This is a genomic window from Pseudomonas rhizoryzae (assembly GCF_005250615.1).
In the GTDB taxonomy this organism is placed as follows: domain Bacteria; phylum Pseudomonadota; class Gammaproteobacteria; order Pseudomonadales; family Pseudomonadaceae; genus Chryseomonas; species Chryseomonas rhizoryzae.
Genome location: NZ_SULM01000004.1, coordinates 267,396 through 282,532, shown reverse-complemented (window position 1 = coordinate 282,532; position 15,137 = coordinate 267,396). Strand labels below are relative to the sequence as shown.

Below are 15,137 nucleotides of genomic sequence, written 5' to 3'. Positions count from 1 at the left end.
TAGCTCCCTTCTGGATGACCTGTCAAAAACACATAAGCCAGCACGAGGCTGGCTTATATGGACTAGCGATTTCAGGCAGATCAGGCTGCTTGCGGAGCCTCGGCCGGTTTGACCGCGTCCTCGTAGGAGACCTGCTTGTCGGTGACTTTTGCCTGCTTGAGGACAGTATCCACCACTTGTTCTTCCAGTACAACCGAACGCACTTCGTTGAGTTGCTGCTCGTTCTGGTAGTACCACTTCACGACCTGCTCGGGCTCCTGGTAGGCAGCAGCCATTTCCTCGATCAGCTCGCGAACGCGGGCATCATCGGGCTTGAGCTCGAACTGCTTGACCATCTCGGCGATGATCAGACCCAGCAGTACGCGGCGCTTGGCCTGCTCGCTGAACAGTTCGGCCGGCAGTTGCTCGGGGTTGATGTTGCCACCGAATTGCTGGACGGCCTGGACACGCAGACGGTCCACTTCGTTGCTGATCAGGGCAGCCGGAACGTCGATCTGGTTGGCTGCCAGCAGACCGTCCATGACCTGGTTCTTAACCTTGGTCTTGAGCGCCTGGCGCAGTTCGCGCTCCATGTTCTTGCGCACTTCGGTGCGGAAACCTTCGACGGTGGTCTCTTCCACGCCGAACTGCTTGAAGAAGGCTTCGTTCAGTTCGGGCAGCTCGGGAGCGGCCACTTCCTTGACGGTGACCTTGAACTGCACGGCTTTGCCGGCCAGGTCCAGATTCTGATAGTCCTCGGGGAAGGTCAGGTCGAGCACGCGCTCTTCACCGGCCTTGGCGCCAACCAGGCCGTCTTCGAAACCGGGGATCATGCGGCCGGAGCCCAGGACCAGCTTGGTGCCTTCGGCGGAACCGCCAGCGAAGGGCTCGCCATCACGGGTGCCGACGAAGTCGATGGTGACCTGGTCGTCATTGGCGGCAGCGCGGTCGACGGCTTCGTAACGGGTGCCCTGCTTGCGCAGTACGTCGAGCATCTTGTCGATGTCGGCGTCCTGGACGCTGGACTCCTGGCGCTCGATCTCGATGCCGTCCAGGCCCTTGACTTCGAACTCGGGGAAGACTTCAAAGGTGGCGACGTATTCCAGATCCTTGCCCTTCTCGAACACCTTGGGTTCGACGGCGGGTGCGCCGGCCGGGTTGAGCTTCTGCTCGACGACGGCTTCGTAGAAGGTTTCCTGAATGAGATCACCCAAGGCTTCCTGACGAGCCGAGGCTTCGTAGCGCTGACGGATGACGCTCATGGGGACCTTGCCCGGGCGGAAACCGGGAACCTTGGCACGCTGCGCGGTCTGCTGCAGACGCTTGTTCACTTCGGTTTCGATACGCTCGGCCGGCACGCCAATGGTCATGCGACGCTCGAGAGCAGAGGTGTTTTCAACGGAAACTTGCATGGATATTCCTCGTGGCACAAGAACGGGCCGGCAACCCGACCCCCCAGAATCAAGGGCAACCATTCTAGAGAGAGTCTCAAGCGAAGTCACCTGGCATGATCCAAGGGTGCGCACGCTGTTCATCGCAACGGCAACCAGGTCGCGACCGCCGCCCTGGCAGATCGCCCTCCTCCCTCATTCGATGGCGGGCAGCGTCTTGCTGCGGATGCGCCGAGCGAGGGAGTCGTAGATCTCGCGGCAACCCTCGGCCCAGAAGCGGTCGGGATCGTCCTGGGGTTCGAGGGCGACGGAGAATTCACCCTCACGCTCCTTCAGGACGAAATGATCGTTGGTATAGAAGAAGGACAGGCCCACGGCGAAGGTTTGGGGAGTGCCCGCCAGGTCATCGACGATCACCGTGAGGTCGTAGCGGGCATAGACTTCCAGCTCGCGCACGATGTTGCCATCGACGCGCCTTTCCAGGCCCAGCCCGGCATCCACCTGATCCGTGGGGGTCAACCCCAGATAGCGGGTGAAGCAATCCGGCAATTCATGCAGGCGACGCTCCAGTCCTTGCCAATAGGCTTCTTCCCGCTCGGCCGCCTTGCTCAGCGCCTGACTCAATGCCTGATATCGTTCCATTGCCGTTCCCATCTGTTCACTGGAGGCCGTCGACGGACGACCGACAGGTCTGAGACCCCGACGTTGTCCGGGGGTGCCACAGCGGTCGGTGACGGACTTCAACTCTCCAGCCAGCCCAGCCGCGGCACTCGGGTTTCGCCGAGGAGGAAGTCGCGATTGGCATCGGCGCAGGCACGCAGGTAGTCGGAGACCAGGGTGATGCGTCTCAGACGGCGCAGGTCTTCGCGGTAATAGAGCCAGAACTGGCGGGTGATCTGGATCTGCTCCGGCAAGAGCGACACCAGCCGGCTATCGGGCTCGGCGAGGAAGCACGGCAGAATGGCCAGGGCGTGGCTGCAGAGCGCCGCCTGGTACTGGGCGATCACGCTGGTGCTGCGCAGGGCGCTGCTGGCCTCGGGCAGGATGCGTTCGAGGTAGAGCAGTTCAGGGCTGAAGGCCAGGTCGTCGACATAGGTGATGAAGCTGTGGCTGCGCAGGTCCGCCGGCTCGGCGATGGCCGGATGGGTCGCCAGGTACTCGGGGGTGGCGTACAGGCGCAGCCGGTAGTCGCACAGCTTGCAACAGACGTAGGGCCCGCGCTCGGGGCGCTCCAGGGTGATGGCGATGTCGGCTTCGCGGCGCGACAGGTTGACGAAGTGCGGGACCGGCAGCACTTCCAGGGTGATACCCGGATAGCGATCCTGGAAAAAGCTCAACTGGGGCGCCACGAAGTAGCTGCCGAAGCCTTCGGTGGCACCGATACGTACCTGACCGGAAGGCGCCAGGCGGGTATCCGAAATCTGCTCGCAGGCGGTCTGCAGGGTGCTTTCCAGGGTTTCGGCATGCACCAGCAGTCGTTGGCCTTCCATGGTGAGGCTGAAGCCGGTGCTGCGCGACTTTTCGAACAGCAGCGCCCCCAAGGCCTTTTCCAGGGAGGAGATCCGCCGGGAGACGGTGGTGTAGTCGACGCCCAGCCGTCGCGCGGCGCTGCTGGCCTTCTGGGTACGGGCGACCTCCAGGAAGAACCTGAGATCGTCCCAGTCGAGACGCGCGGCCGGGTTATTGGATTTTTGCATATCGGTCTGGCGTTTTTGCCGGAAGCCAAGGGACTTTTGCCAGAACTATACTGCTTACCAGGTCGCGTCACGAGTGGTGACGGCGCGGCCAGCTGCTAGCCAACAACAATAAAGAGAGCAGTCACTCATGACCCACGATCACGCCCTGCCCGGCTGCCAGGCCGGCTGTCGTCCCACGTTGTCCGTACGGTGCCGTCCCGGGGTGACGCCATGACGGCCGGTGAAGCCTTTCGCGAAGCGCGCGACTTCCTGCTGCGCCATCGCACCGACTACGCCACCGCCGTCCGCGATTTTCGCTGGCCGCAGCTGGAGTACTTCAACTGGGCGCTTGATCATTTCGATCGACTGGCGGCGGAGCAGCCCGGCCCGGCACTGTGGCGGCTGGATGCCGAGGGCCGGGAGGAGCGTTACAGCTTCGCCGAGCTGAGCCTGGCGTCCAATCGCACCGCCAATTTCCTGCGCGCCCAGGGCGTGCGCCGCGGCGAGCGCATCCTGGTGATGCTGGGCAACGAGGTGGCGCTTTGGGAGACGCTGCTGGGCGCCTTCAAGCTGGGTGCCGTGGTAGTGCCCGCCACTACCCTGCTGAGCGATGCCGATTTGCAGGATCGCGTGCAGCGTGGCCGCATTGCCCATCTGGTAGTGGGCAGCGCCCATACGGAGCGCTGCGCCAGCCTGGCCCCAAGTCTGACCCGTATCTGCGTCGGCACGCCGGTGGCCGGCTGGCAGCCCTATGCACCGGCCGACTGCGCCAGCGACTTCCTCCCCGATGGGCCGACCCGGGCCGAGGATCCGCTGCTGCTCTATTTCACCTCGGGGACCACCTCGCGGCCAAAGCTGGTGCTGCACAGCCACAGCAGCTATCCGGTCGGACACCTCTCCACGCTTTACTGGATCGGTCTGCAACCGGGCGACGTGCACCTCAACATTTCCTCTCCCGGCTGGGCCAAGCACGCCTGGAGTTGCGTCTTCGCCCCCTGGAACGCCGGGGCCTGCGTGTTCATCCATGACGTGCCGCGCTTCAAGGCCCAGGCACTGCTGGAGGTGCTGGCGCGCTACCCGGTGACCAGCCTCTGCGCGCCGCCCACGGTGTGGCGCATGCTGATCCAGGAGGATCTGGCGGCTTATCGCGACCGGCTGCACCTGCGCGAGCTGGTCGGGGCCGGCGAGCCGCTCAATCCGGAAATCATCGACAGCCTGCAGGCGGCCTGGGGCCTGGCCTTGCGCGATGGCTTCGGCCAGTCGGAAACCACGGCGCTGGTGGGCAATACGCCGGGCCAGCCACTCAAACCGGGCTCCATGGGCCGGCCCCTACCGGGCTGCCGCGTCGAGTTGCTGGACGCCGATGGCCAGCCGGGCGATGACGGCGAAGTGGCCTTGGCGCTGCAGCCAAGACCGGCTGGCCTGATGCTTGGCTACGAAGACAGCCCGGAAAAGACCGCCGAAGTGATGCGCGACGGCCATTACCGCACCGGTGATACCGCGATACGCGACGCCGACGGCTACATCACCTTCGTCGGGCGCGCCGATGACGTCTTCAAGTCATCGGACTACCGCATCAGCCCCTTCGAACTGGAAAGCGCCCTGATCGAGCATCCCGCGGTGATGGAAGTGGCCGTGGTGCCCAGCCCCGATCCCTTGCGGCTCAATGTACCCAAGGCTTTCGTCATCCTCGCCGCGGGTCATCCGCCCTCGGCACCCCTCGCCAAGGAGTTGCTTGACTTCGCCCGCGGCTGCCTGTCGCCCTACAAGCGGGTACGCCGCCTGCAGTTCGTCAGCGAACTGCCCAAGACGCTGTCCGGCAAGATCCGCCGCATCGAGTTGCGCCTGGGCGAGGTGCAGCGCCGCGGCCAGGGGACGCCCGACGTCCACGACTATGCCGAAGAAGACTTCGCCGACCATCCCGCTTCCGCTCCCACTGCCCAGGAATCCCTGTCATGACCCAGACCGCTATCCGTAACGTACCGCTGCTGATCGACGGCCAGTTCGTCACCTCCACCAGCAGCGAGAGCCGCGAGGTGATCAATCCGGCCACCCAGGAAGTCTTGGCGCGGGTGCCCTTCGCCACCGCCGAGGAAGTGCAGCGCGCCGTCGCCAGCGCCAAGACGGCCTTCGCCAGCTGGCGCAAGACGCCCATAGGCACAAGGGCGCGGATCTTCCTGCGCTATCAGCAACTGATTCGCGAGCATATGACGGAGCTGGCCGCCCTGCTGACGGCCGAGCAGGGCAAGACCCTGGCGGACGCCGAGGGCGATGTCTTCCGTGGCCTGGAGGTGGTGGAGCACGCGGCGGGCATCGGCAATCTGCAACTGGGCGAGCTGGCCAACAATGTCGCCAGCGGGGTGGACACCTATACCCTGCTGCAACCCCTGGGCGTCTGCGCGGGCATCACCCCGTTCAACTTCCCGGCGATGATCCCGCTGTGGATGTTTCCCATGGCCATCGCCTGCGGTAATACCTTCGTGCTCAAGCCCTCGGAGCAGGATCCCTTGGTGACCATGCGTCTGGCCGAGCTGGCGCTGGAAGCCGGAGTGCCGCCCGGGGTGCTCAACGTGGTCCATGGCGGACCGGCGGTGGTGGACGCCCTCTGTGATCACCCGGACATCAAGGCGCTGTCCTTCGTCGGTTCCACCCGCGTCGGCACCCACGTCTATCGGCGCGCCAGCGAGGCCGGCAAGCGCGTGCAGTGCATGATGGGCGCCAAGAACCATGCGGTGGTCATGCCCGATGCGCCGCGCGAACAGACCCTGGCGAACCTGGTGGGCGCCGCCTTCGGCGCGGCCGGCCAGCGCTGCATGGCGGTCTCGGTGGTGGTGCTGGTGGGTGAAGCCAACAGCTGGGTGCCGGACCTGGTGGCCAAGGCCCGCAGCCTCAAGGTCGGCGCGGGCCACGAAACCGGTACCGATGTCGGCCCGCTGATCTCCTGCCAGGCGCTGGACCGGGTCAGTGGGCTGATCGAGCGCGGCGTGAGCGAAGGCGCAACGCTGGAACTGGATGGGCGCAACGTCCAGGTCGATCGCTACGAGCAAGGCAACTTCGTCGGCCCCACCCTGTTCACCGGGGTGACGCCAGAGATGACGCTGTATCGCGAAGAGCTGTTCGGCCCGGTGCTCTGCGTGATGCAGGCGGCCACCCTGGACGAGGCCATCGCCCTGATCAACGCCAATCCCAATGGCAACGGCGTCGCCCTCTTCACCCGTTCCGGCGCGGCGGCGCGGCGTTTCCAGGAAGACATCGACGTCGGCCAGGTGGGCATCAACGTGCCCATCCCGGTGCCAGTGCCGCTGTTCTCCTTCAGCGGCTCGCGCGCCTCCAAGCTCGGGGACCTCGGCCCCTACGGCAAGCAGGCGGTGCTGTTCTATACCCAGACCAAGACCATCACCACGCGCTGGCCGGACGAGCAGGATGTCGGCGGCGCGGTGAACACCACCATTACGCTCAAATAAGGGGACGCCAGCATGCATCTGGGATTTCTGGGACTGGGCAACATGGGCGCGCCCATGGCCCGCAATCTGCTCAAGGCCGGCCATCGGCTGACCGTCTATGACGTCTCCGCCGCCGCCCTCGCGGCGCTGCAGGCCGAGGGTGCCGAGGTGGCCGCTTCCCCTGCCGCGGTGGCGGACGGGGGTGCCGAGGTGATCATCACCATGCTGCCGGCGGCCGCTCATGTGAAGACGGTCTATCTGGGCGACGACGGTCTGATCGCCCACGCCCGGCCGGGTACCCTGCTGATCGATTCCTCCACCATAGACCCGCTCAGCGCCCGCGCCGTGGCCACGGCTGCCGCCGAGCGCGGGTTGGAATTGCTGGACGCACCGGTTTCGGGTGGCACCGGCGGCGCCGCGGCCGGCACCCTCACCTTCATGGTCGGGGGGAGCACGGCGGGTTTCCAGCGCGCCCAGCCACTGCTGGCCGCCATGGGTCGCAACCTGGTGCACTGTGGCGCCAGCGGCAACGGCCAGGTGGCCAAGGTGGCCAACAACCTGCTGCTCGGCATCTCCATGATCGGGGTGGCCGAGGCCATGGCCCTCGGCACCAGGCTGGGCATGGATGCCAAGACCCTGGCCGGGGTGATCAATACCAGCAGCGGCCGTTGCTGGAGCTCGGAGGTCAACAACCCCTACCCGGACGTGCTGCCCCAGGCGCCCGCCTCGCGCGGCTATCAGGGCGGTTTTGCCGCCGACCTGATGCTCAAGGACCTGGGCCTGGCCACCGAGGCGGCCCGCGCCGTGCGCCAGCCGGTGATCCTCGGCGCCGTGGCGCAGCAGCTCTACCAGAGGTTCAGCCAGACCGGTGGCGGTGGACTGGATTTCTCGGCCATCATCCAGGACTACCTGGACGAGGACGGTGCATGAGCGACGCCAAGGTGCTGTTGGAAAGACGCGGCGGGGTCGGCTACCTGACCCTCAATCGCCCGGCCGGGCTCAATGCCCTGGACCTGGAGATGGTGCGCAGCCTGCACGGCGCCCTGCGCGACTGGGAGCAAGACCCCGGCGTGCGGGTGGTGGTGCTGCGCGGCAACGGCCCCAAGGCCTTCTGCGCCGGCGGTGACGTGCGCGCGCTGTACGAGAGTTACCAGCGCGGCGACGACCTGCACCAGACCTTCTTCGCCGAGGAATACGCCCTGGACCTCGCCTTGCACCGCTATCCCAAGCCGGTGCTGGCGCTGGCCCATGGCCTGGTATTGGGCGGCGGCATGGGCCTGGTGCAGGCGGCGCGGCTGCGGATCGTCAGCGAGCGTACGCGCATGGCCATGCCGGAGACCGCCATCGGCTACTTTCCCGATGTCGGCGCCAGTCACTTCCTGCCGCGCCTGCCCGATCACCTGGGGTTCTACCTGGGGCTGACCGGGGTGCAGATCGGCCCGGCCGATGCCCTGGCTGCCGGCCTCGCCGATGCCTTCATTCCCGAAGCAGTCACCGAGGCGCTGGAACGACGCTTGGAAGAGACCACGGCCCAGGGTCCGACCGACCTGGCCGCCCTGCTCCAGGAATTCGCCACGGCACCAGGCGATGCCGCCCAACTGACCGAGCTGCGCCCGGCCATCGACCAGCACTTCGCTGCCGCTACGGTAGCCGAGCTGCGGGCCGGTCTCGAGCGGGAGGATCGTCCCGCCTATCGCGACTGGGCGCAGACAACCCTGGCCACCCTGGATGCCCGCTCGCCCTTGGCCGTGGCCACGGCACTGGAACTGCTGCGCCAGGGCAGCGGCCTGTCGCTGGAACAGTGCTTCGCCCTGGAGCTGCATCTGGATCGCCGCTGGTTCGAGAAGGGCGAGATCGTCGAAGGGGTACGCGCCATGCTGGTGGACAAGGACCGTACGCCGCACTGGAATCCAGCCCGCTGGCAGGAGCTGGACCCGCGTCGCGTCGCGGCCTTTTTCACCGATTTTCGCCATGCCTGAGCGAAGCCGCCCAGGCGAGTCGTCGGCTATCGAAATCGGCGAACGACTGGGCTCCCGATCTATGCAGATCCCTAGTGGTTGCGACTATTCACAGAACCCTCCGGTAGAACGCTACCACCGCTCTACGCGTCCTTCGAACCGACGAAGAATCCCCTGACATTCAGCTGCCGCTGGTCACCGGGACACTCGATCACCGAGAAATGTGAGGACGTCCGGGATGCTTGCCGTGACCTGCCCAGCAAAAGCCAAAGATGACATCTCCACGTCACCTGATCGTCGCCACACGGGTGCTACGCTCAGGGCTGGGGTCATCCGAAGCCCCGCCTCGCCAAGGACTACCGCTATGGCTTCCCTGCTCGCCTGCATCGATGGTTCCCCCCACGCCGAGAGCGTCTGCGATCACACCGCCTGGCTATCCCGGCGGCTGGACGCCCCGGTCACCTTGCTGCATGTGCAGGAGTCGGCAGCTAGCGGAAAAAAGGTTGCCAACGGCGCGCCGGTCTTCGTCGAGGACGACGAAGGCGCCGGGATGGCCAAGGCGTTGCTGCTCAACGCCCGCCAGCGATTGCTGCAACAGGGCCTGACCCTGCCCACGCAGATCCTGCGGCGGCCGGAGGGCCTGGTCGATACCCTGAAGACGCTGGAAGCGGACACCCGGCTGCTGGTGATCGGCAAACGCGGTGAGCGCTCCGGCGACAGCGGCATCGGTAGCCAGCTGGAAGACGTGGTGCGCGCCGTGCATCGGCCGATCCTGGTGTGCTCCGGCCCCTTCAAGCAGCCGCGGCAATTCACCATCGCCTACGACGGCCGGGAAGCCACTCACCAAGGCGTGCTGGCGCTGGCCCGCAGTCCGCTGCTGGCGGGCATGAGCGGTACGCTGCTGCGCGTCGGTGAAGACGATCCCACCCTGCGCAAACGCCTGGAAGATCTGGCCCTGCTGCTGCGCAGCGCCGGTTGCCGGGTGGATACCACGGTGGCCCATGGCGACGTGGAGCGTATCGTCCCCCGCCATCTCGACGAACGCCGCGCCGACCTGCTGATCATGGGCGCCTACAGCCACTCCTCGGTCTGGCGCTTCCTGCGCGGCAGTCGGACCACCCAGTTGCTGCACAAGACCGAGGTGCCGCTGCTGTTGTTGCGCTAGCACGCAGCCCATCCCTACCAGGCACGCTTCGTCGGCGATTCGTCGATGGGGCTCAAGCCGATCCAAAAGACGCCGAAGCAAGATACATAGAGCCTGGTCATCCGCCGGGCTCCCCGGCGCGTCGGTAGGCCCCATGAGCACCCATGTCATCCATTTCACCAGTCCCATCAACTCCAACAGCTGCGGCCAGCTGATCGCCCAGTGTTCCCAGGCGGTGCAGCAGGACGCCTCGCGCATCCTGCTCAAGATCGCCACCATGGGCGGCGATTGCAGCTATGGCTTCACCCTGTACAACTTCCTGCTGTCCCTGCCGCTGCCGGTGCACACCCACAACCTGGGCACCGTCGAATCCATGGGCAACATCCTCTTCCTGGCCGGCCAGCACCGCACGGCCAGCCGGCACAGCAAGTTCCTTTATCATTCCTTCTACTGGAACCTGAACAACTCGGTCGACCATGCCCGGATGGCGGAATACGCCATGTGCCTGGACTACGACCTGGATCTCTATGCCCGCATCGTCGCCGAGCGCACCGCTGGCGCCGCCGAGGCGCTGGACATCCATAGCTGCCTGAAGGCCAACGCCCGCCTGCTGAGCCCGGAAGCGGCCCTGACCACCGGGGTGATCCACGCCGTGGACGAGTGCCTGGTGCAACCGGGCGAGACCGTCAGCTTCATCCACCTCTAAACGAAAAAACCCGGTGGCCATGAGCCACCGGGTCGTCCCGTTCCAGCACCAGCCGCGATCAGCGGCTGAAGGACACCAGGGTGTTGGGATAGCCGACACTGGCATCCAGGCGGCTGGCGTCGAGGAACACGCCCAGGTTTTTCGCACCGTCCTGCACGTAGCTGATCTTGGCGACCTGGCCGTTGGCGAGGCGAACCGAGCCGCCCAGCTTGAAGGCCGAACGATTGGCATCGGTGGCCGGGATCGAGATGGCCGCCGCGCGGCGGTAGACGCCTCGATTCCAATCGGCGTTGGTGAAGTCGTTGATGGCACTGCTCACGCTGGCGGCGCTGCTCACGCCGGTGGGCGATACGGTGACGGTCTTCGGATAGCCCATGGCGTTGCCGTTCAGGGCGGCACCCTCGGTGAAGACGCCGAGATTGTTGCCCGCCTGTACGAAGGAAATCCGCCGTACCTGGCCGTCCGCGGTAGTCAGGTAGGCACCAGCCTTGAAAGCCGCTCGGTTAACGGCGGTTCCGGGTACCGACACGGCGGCCTTGTTACGGTAGACGCCCTTGAGCCAGTCCGCATTGGTGAAGTCGTTGAGCACCGAGGTCACGGTCCCGGCAGTCGCGCCACCGGTGGCCGGTACCTCTACCCCGGCGTTGCTGCCGCTGCTGCCGGTATTGCTGGAGCTGCCACCGTTGCTGCTGCCGGTGTTGCCCACGGCCCCGGCATTGCCACCGGTGGAGCCACTGCTGCCGGTACCACTGTTACCGGTCGACGGCGTGGTGCTGCCACTGGCGATCGGGCCGATGGCGGTGCAGCTGCTGTCATCCAGGTACTTGCGCAGGGTCGGCCACTGCGGACGCTCCTGGCCATTGATCGGCTCCACCGACATGAAGTAGCTGCCCCAGCCCGGCCCCGCCGCCCAGTAGGACGCCGGAATGCAGTTCTGCTTGAGATAGGCCAGCATGTTGTCCATCAGCAGGTTCCAGCGCGGATTGTTGTCCGGTACGCCGAATTCGCCGATGTAGCCGCGCTTGCCGTTCTTCTTCAGCCAGTCGACGAAGGGCTTGACGCGGGTCACGCCGTAATTGGCGTCGAGCTTGTTGACGTCGGTCTTGTCGTAGCTGCCGCCGGCGTTCTCGTCGAAGTAGGAATGCGCCGAGAAGATGATGTTGTTCGCCGGGTCCTTCAGGCCCAGCAGGGCGTCGTTGAATTCGGCCCAGCGGGTCGCGCTCGACCAGCCGTTGCCCTCGACGATGACCGGGCGGGTGCTGTCCACCGCGCGGACGCCATTGATGCCGTACTGGGCCGCGGTGGGCCAGTAGGCCATGGCGTCATGGGGCTCGTTCATGATGTCGTAGGCGTACAGCGATGACTGACCGCTCCACTGCCGCGCGATGTGGGTCATGATCTCCTGATAGCGGGCATAGGAGACGCCGCTGGTACCGATCACCTGGCCGCGATAGCGCGCATAGTTGTGCAGATCGAGGATGATCTTGATGCCATGCTTCTGCGCGTAGCCGAAGGTCTGGTTCACCAAGGCCACGTAGGCGCTGTCCAGCGGGCCGCCGAGCTTGGGTTGCAGGCGCTCCCAGATGATGGGGAAACGGATCAGCTTGACGCCCCGGGCGCTCCACTGCTGGAAGTAGGCTTCCACCGGGAAGATGTAGTTGGTGCCGTTGATGCCGGGCAGCACCTGGGGTGCGAAGCCCGCGCCGGAAAGGTTCAGACCCACCAGACTGACGGGTTCGGCCTGGGCGGCCCCTGCGGACAGGGCGAGAACGGCGGCGGCTGCAGCGAGCGGACGACGGAGGGCGGCGAGGGAGAGACGGATCGGAGTCATGGACAGGTACTGCTTTGGGAGGCGTGGCGTCGATATCCTTTGTGTACGAGCAAAGCCTGGGTTTAGGTAAGGCCACGAGGACGTGACAAAAAACGCGCTGCGTCCTGCAGTGACCTTTGCAATACAAGTCATATGCCAGCCAAATTATTAGTCAGGCTTAATTCCCTACCCCTCGCGCGCAGGCGGCTCCCAAACCACCAGGCTAGAGGTGTTGCAGGAAACGTAACCAAATGTGCGTGACATGAAGTCGCAGGGGTGGAAAGCTAGCTCTGACCAAAGGATTAATGCCTGAAGACGGAAATCTGACGCCAGTGATTGGCATTGTCTGGCACGGGGAATTTTCTGTTGCCACCGTTTTCCAAGGCACAGCAACGTCTTGTATATAAGGTCCAGTCATGCGCGCAGAACAGCCGGAAACCCCTGTCTTCCGACCCACTCTCCTGGTGGTGGACGACGAGCCACTGGTCGCGGATTTCGTCCGCGAGATCCTCGAACCGGAAGGCTTCAACATCATCGCCGCTGACTCCGCCGACACCGCCTTGCCGCTGTTGGAAAAGGAAGAGGCCAATATCGACATCCTGCTGACGGACATCCGTATGCCGGGGTCCATGGATGGCGCTCAACTGGCGAATACGGTGTGTCAACGCTGGCCGGATATGCCCATTATCGTCATGTCCGGCTATGAAACGCCTTCGACGGCGAGCATCAAGTGCAAGGTGCGCTTCCTGCCCAAGCCCTGGTCGATTGGTCAGCTGATCGATACCGTCAACGGCGTGGCCTATTCGGTGACGCCAAGCGCCTGACGGACGAGGAACTCGGGCAATGTGACTGATGTCACATTGCCACCTCGGCCGCTGCGTTTACCGTCATGCTCGCGCTTACCCATCAACTCGAATCCCGCCTACAGAACATCAGCTATCTATTCGGTCCCCTGGCGCCTGATGGCGCCTTGCCCATTCAATTCGGCGACTACTCTGGCGGACCGCGCTTGACCCTCATGCTGGACAGCGGCCAACTGCGCGATCCCAGCTATTGCGAGAGCCAGGTGGCCCAGATCCGCCGGTTACTCAAGCGCTAGCAGCTTACTTTGCTACAGCGGCGGTGCCGGCCTGAGCAACACGGCCTTGAGTGAAAATGCCGAGGTCACGCTGGCCACCCCCGGAATACAGGTCAGGGTTTCCGCCAGGAAATGCTGATAAGCCGTCAGATCCTGCACCACCACCCGCAATACGTAGTCCGCGTCCCCGGTCATCTGGAAACAGCTCATCACCTGGGGCGCCTTGACGATCTCACGCTCGAAGGCCTGCAGGTAGTCGGTGGACTGCTTCTCCAACCGCACCGAGACGAAGACACTGACGCTGCCGGCCAGGCGCGTTTCGTCGAGTTGGGCGTGATAGCCCTGGATGTATTTCTCGTCTTCCAGCCGCTTGACCCGCCGTAGCGTGGGGGTCAGCGACAGCCCGATCTTCTGGGCCAGATCGCGCCAGCTCAGACGGCCGTCGGCGGACAGGGCATTGAGGATACGTAGGTCGATACGGTCCAGACCAGCCATGGTGCAAAACCTCCACTGTTGTTCTTGTGAGAGGTTCAATAGCACCAAAGGCTGGCCTTGCCCACCCCGAAATTGCGGCAAAACGGCTAGCGATGCCGGCCTATACTCAAGTCACCCATAACAAGAATGCCGAGGCCTCCACCATGTGGCACCCTGCATCGCACCCGGACGGCCAACCCGTCCCGCGACCCGTCCGTACCCCCTACCTTCCGGAGGCACGGTCATGAGCGACTACCCTCCCCTGCAGTTGCACGTCCCCGAACCCAGCGGCCGACCGGGACGCGCCACCGACTTCAGCTACCTGCAACTCTGCCCGGCCGGCCGCGCCGAGAAACCGCCGGTGGACGTAGCGCCAGTAGATACCCGCGAGCTGGCTACCCAGTTGATCCGTATCCTCGACGACGACGGCAAGGCGGTCGGCCCCTGGGCCACGGAAGAAGCGCCCGAGTTGCTGCTGCGTGGACTGCGCGCCATGCTCAAGACGCGGCTGTTCGATGCGCGGATGCTCAAGGCGCAGCGGCAGAAGAAGCTCTCCTTCTATATGCAATGCCTGGGCGAGGAAGCCATCGCCGTGGGCCAGACCCTGGCCCTGCGCCCGGACGACATGCATTTCCCAACCTACCGCCAGCAGGGCATCCTCATCGCCCGCGAGGCGCCGCTGGAGGAGATGATCTGCCAGTTGCTGTCCAACGCCCGCGATCCCCTCAAGGGTCGCCAGTTGCCGGTGATGTATTCCTACCGCGACCTCGGCTTCTTCTCCATCTCCGGCAACCTGGGCACCCAGTACATCCAGGCGGTGGGCTGGGCCATGGCGTCGGCAATCAAGGGCGATACGCGCATCGCCGCCGGCTGGATTGGTGACGGCGCCACCGCCGAAGGCGACTTCCACGCCGCCCTCACCTTCGCCTACGTCTACCGGGCGCCGGTGATCCTCAATATCGTCAACAACCAGTGGGCCATCTCCACCTTCCAGGCCATCGCCGGGGGTGAAGGCATCACCCTGGCCACCCGTGGCCTCGGCTATGGCATCGCCGCGCTGCGGGTGGATGGCAATGACTTCCTCGCCGTACTGGCCGCTTCGCGCTGGGCCGCCGAACGCGCCCGGCGCAACCTGGGCCCGACCCTGATCGAGTGGGTCACCTATCGCGCCGGCCCCCACTCCACCTCGGACGATCCGTCCAAGTACCGGCCTGCCGACGACTGGATGCACTTCCCCCTGGGCGACCCCATCGACCGCCTCAAGGCGCATCTGGTCGGCCGGGGTCTTTGGTCGGACGAGCAGCACCAGGCGCTGACCGCCGAGCTGGAAGCCGAGGTGGCTGCTGCCCAGAAGGCTGCCGAGGCCCATGGCACCTTCGCCAGCGATCTCGCCCCCAGCGCCGCCGACATGTTCGAGGAGGTCTACCGGGACCTGCCGCCGCACCTGCGTCGCCAACGCCAACAGCTCGGGAAGTGAT

General features: G+C 65.1%; 14 protein-coding genes. 9 read left to right on the top strand and 5 right to left on the bottom strand.

From position 1 onward, the window contains the following. Window positions 1-80: 80 nt before the first annotated feature. The 3 genes from tig to FAZ11_RS07920 all read right to left on the bottom strand — a co-directional run bounded on the left by tig (window position 81) and on the right by FAZ11_RS07920 (window position 3,067). Window positions 81-1,391, bottom strand: a complete 1,311-nt coding sequence (gene tig, locus FAZ11_RS07930) for a trigger factor (protein WP_058771783.1) — start codon at window positions 1,389-1,391, stop codon at window positions 81-83. A 174-nt stretch (window positions 1,392-1,565) separates the two neighbouring features. Then, the gene (locus tag FAZ11_RS07925; RefSeq protein WP_193557171.1) at window positions 1,566-2,012 is read right to left on the bottom strand and encodes a hypothetical protein; all 447 of its coding nucleotides are present in this window, start codon (window positions 2,010-2,012) and stop codon (window positions 1,566-1,568) included. Window positions 2,013-2,110: 98 nt separating this feature from the next. After that, window positions 2,111-3,067, bottom strand: coding sequence for a LysR family transcriptional regulator (locus tag FAZ11_RS07920; RefSeq protein WP_058771782.1), 957 nt, complete (start codon window positions 3,065-3,067; stop codon window positions 2,111-2,113). 210 nt (window positions 3,068-3,277) lie between these two features. Between FAZ11_RS07920 and FAZ11_RS07915 the strand changes: the two genes are divergently transcribed. The 6 genes from FAZ11_RS07915 to FAZ11_RS07890 all read left to right on the top strand — a co-directional run bounded on the left by FAZ11_RS07915 (window position 3,278) and on the right by FAZ11_RS07890 (window position 10,297). Beyond that, window positions 3,278-5,005 (top strand): AMP-binding protein, encoded by a 1,728-nt coding sequence (locus FAZ11_RS07915; protein ID WP_058771781.1) that lies wholly within the window; start codon window positions 3,278-3,280, stop codon window positions 5,003-5,005. Next, window positions 5,002-6,510, top strand: coding sequence for a CoA-acylating methylmalonate-semialdehyde dehydrogenase (locus FAZ11_RS07910; protein WP_058784922.1), 1,509 nt, complete (start codon window positions 5,002-5,004; stop codon window positions 6,508-6,510). The genes FAZ11_RS07915 and FAZ11_RS07910 overlap by 4 nt, the downstream gene beginning before the upstream one ends. Before the next feature lie 12 nt (window positions 6,511-6,522). Continuing rightward, complete coding sequence (gene mmsB / locus FAZ11_RS07905) at window positions 6,523-7,419, top strand: 3-hydroxyisobutyrate dehydrogenase (protein WP_058771779.1); 897 nt, start codon at window positions 6,523-6,525, stop codon at window positions 7,417-7,419. Beyond that, window positions 7,416-8,468 (top strand): enoyl-CoA hydratase/isomerase family protein, encoded by a 1,053-nt coding sequence (locus tag FAZ11_RS07900; protein WP_058771778.1) that lies wholly within the window; start codon window positions 7,416-7,418, stop codon window positions 8,466-8,468. The genes mmsB and FAZ11_RS07900 overlap by 4 nt, the downstream gene beginning before the upstream one ends. A 343-nt stretch (window positions 8,469-8,811) precedes the next feature. After that, window positions 8,812-9,612 (top strand): universal stress protein, encoded by an 801-nt coding sequence (locus FAZ11_RS07895; protein ID WP_058771777.1) that lies wholly within the window; start codon window positions 8,812-8,814, stop codon window positions 9,610-9,612. A gap of 133 nt (window positions 9,613-9,745) precedes the next feature. Continuing rightward, window positions 9,746-10,297: an ATP-dependent Clp protease proteolytic subunit gene (locus FAZ11_RS07890; RefSeq protein WP_058762825.1), complete on the top strand. Its 552-nt coding sequence runs from the start codon at window positions 9,746-9,748 to the stop codon at window positions 10,295-10,297. 58 nt (window positions 10,298-10,355) lie between these two features. On the opposite strand, the gene FAZ11_RS07885 is transcribed toward FAZ11_RS07890, so the two are convergent. After that, entirely contained in the window at window positions 10,356-12,128 is a 1,773-nt protein-coding gene (locus FAZ11_RS07885) for a glycoside hydrolase family 5 protein (protein WP_058771776.1), read from the bottom strand. A 395-nt stretch (window positions 12,129-12,523) separates the two neighbouring features. Between FAZ11_RS07885 and FAZ11_RS07880 the strand changes: the two genes are divergently transcribed. Together FAZ11_RS07880 and FAZ11_RS07875 are read left to right on the top strand one after the other, a co-directional pair. Beyond that, window positions 12,524-12,931 (top strand): response regulator, encoded by a 408-nt coding sequence (locus FAZ11_RS07880; RefSeq protein ID WP_058762823.1) that lies wholly within the window; start codon window positions 12,524-12,526, stop codon window positions 12,929-12,931. 65 nt (window positions 12,932-12,996) lie between these two features. Beyond that, complete coding sequence (locus FAZ11_RS07875; RefSeq protein WP_058762822.1) at window positions 12,997-13,206, top strand: hypothetical protein; 210 nt, start codon at window positions 12,997-12,999, stop codon at window positions 13,204-13,206. Window positions 13,207-13,218: 12 nt separating this feature from the next. Here FAZ11_RS07875 and FAZ11_RS07870 read toward each other — a convergent pair whose 3' ends face one another. Next, on the bottom strand, window positions 13,219-13,680 hold the full coding sequence (locus FAZ11_RS07870; protein ID WP_058762821.1) for an Lrp/AsnC family transcriptional regulator: 462 nt from the start codon (window positions 13,678-13,680) through the stop codon (window positions 13,219-13,221). A 223-nt stretch (window positions 13,681-13,903) separates the two neighbouring features. Between FAZ11_RS07870 and FAZ11_RS07865 the strand changes: the two genes are divergently transcribed. Next, window positions 13,904-15,136, top strand: a complete 1,233-nt coding sequence (locus FAZ11_RS07865; RefSeq protein WP_058771775.1) for a thiamine pyrophosphate-dependent enzyme — start codon at window positions 13,904-13,906, stop codon at window positions 15,134-15,136. The last annotated feature ends 1 nt before the right edge of the window (window position 15,137 follow it).

Bases quoted from the DNA above. Each gene is read 5' to 3' on its own strand.
- FAZ11_RS07875 (WP_058762822.1), top strand. From the start codon at position 12,997: ATGCTCGCGCTTACCCATCAACTCGAATCCCGCCTACAGAACATCAGC.
- FAZ11_RS07910 (WP_058784922.1), top strand. From the start codon at position 5,002: ATGACCCAGACCGCTATCCGTAACGTACCGCTGCTGATCGACGGCCAG.
- FAZ11_RS07925 (WP_193557171.1), bottom strand. From the start codon at position 2,012: ATGGAACGATATCAGGCATTGAGTCAGGCGCTGAGCAAGGCGGCCGAG.
- tig (WP_058771783.1), bottom strand. From the start codon at position 1,391: ATGCAAGTTTCCGTTGAAAACACCTCTGCTCTCGAGCGTCGCATGACC.
- FAZ11_RS07880 (WP_058762823.1), top strand. From the start codon at position 12,524: ATGCGCGCAGAACAGCCGGAAACCCCTGTCTTCCGACCCACTCTCCTG.
- mmsB (WP_058771779.1), top strand. From the start codon at position 6,523: ATGCATCTGGGATTTCTGGGACTGGGCAACATGGGCGCGCCCATGGCC.
- FAZ11_RS07870 (WP_058762821.1), bottom strand. From the start codon at position 13,680: ATGGCTGGTCTGGACCGTATCGACCTACGTATCCTCAATGCCCTGTCC.
- FAZ11_RS07865 (WP_058771775.1), top strand. From the start codon at position 13,904: ATGAGCGACTACCCTCCCCTGCAGTTGCACGTCCCCGAACCCAGCGGC.
- FAZ11_RS07920 (WP_058771782.1), bottom strand. From the start codon at position 3,067: ATGCAAAAATCCAATAACCCGGCCGCGCGTCTCGACTGGGACGATCTC.
- FAZ11_RS07895 (WP_058771777.1), top strand. From the start codon at position 8,812: ATGGCTTCCCTGCTCGCCTGCATCGATGGTTCCCCCCACGCCGAGAGC.
- FAZ11_RS07890 (WP_058762825.1), top strand. From the start codon at position 9,746: ATGAGCACCCATGTCATCCATTTCACCAGTCCCATCAACTCCAACAGC.
- FAZ11_RS07900 (WP_058771778.1), top strand. From the start codon at position 7,416: ATGAGCGACGCCAAGGTGCTGTTGGAAAGACGCGGCGGGGTCGGCTAC.
- FAZ11_RS07885 (WP_058771776.1), bottom strand. From the start codon at position 12,128: ATGACTCCGATCCGTCTCTCCCTCGCCGCCCTCCGTCGTCCGCTCGCT.
- FAZ11_RS07915 (WP_058771781.1), top strand. From the start codon at position 3,278: ATGACGGCCGGTGAAGCCTTTCGCGAAGCGCGCGACTTCCTGCTGCGC.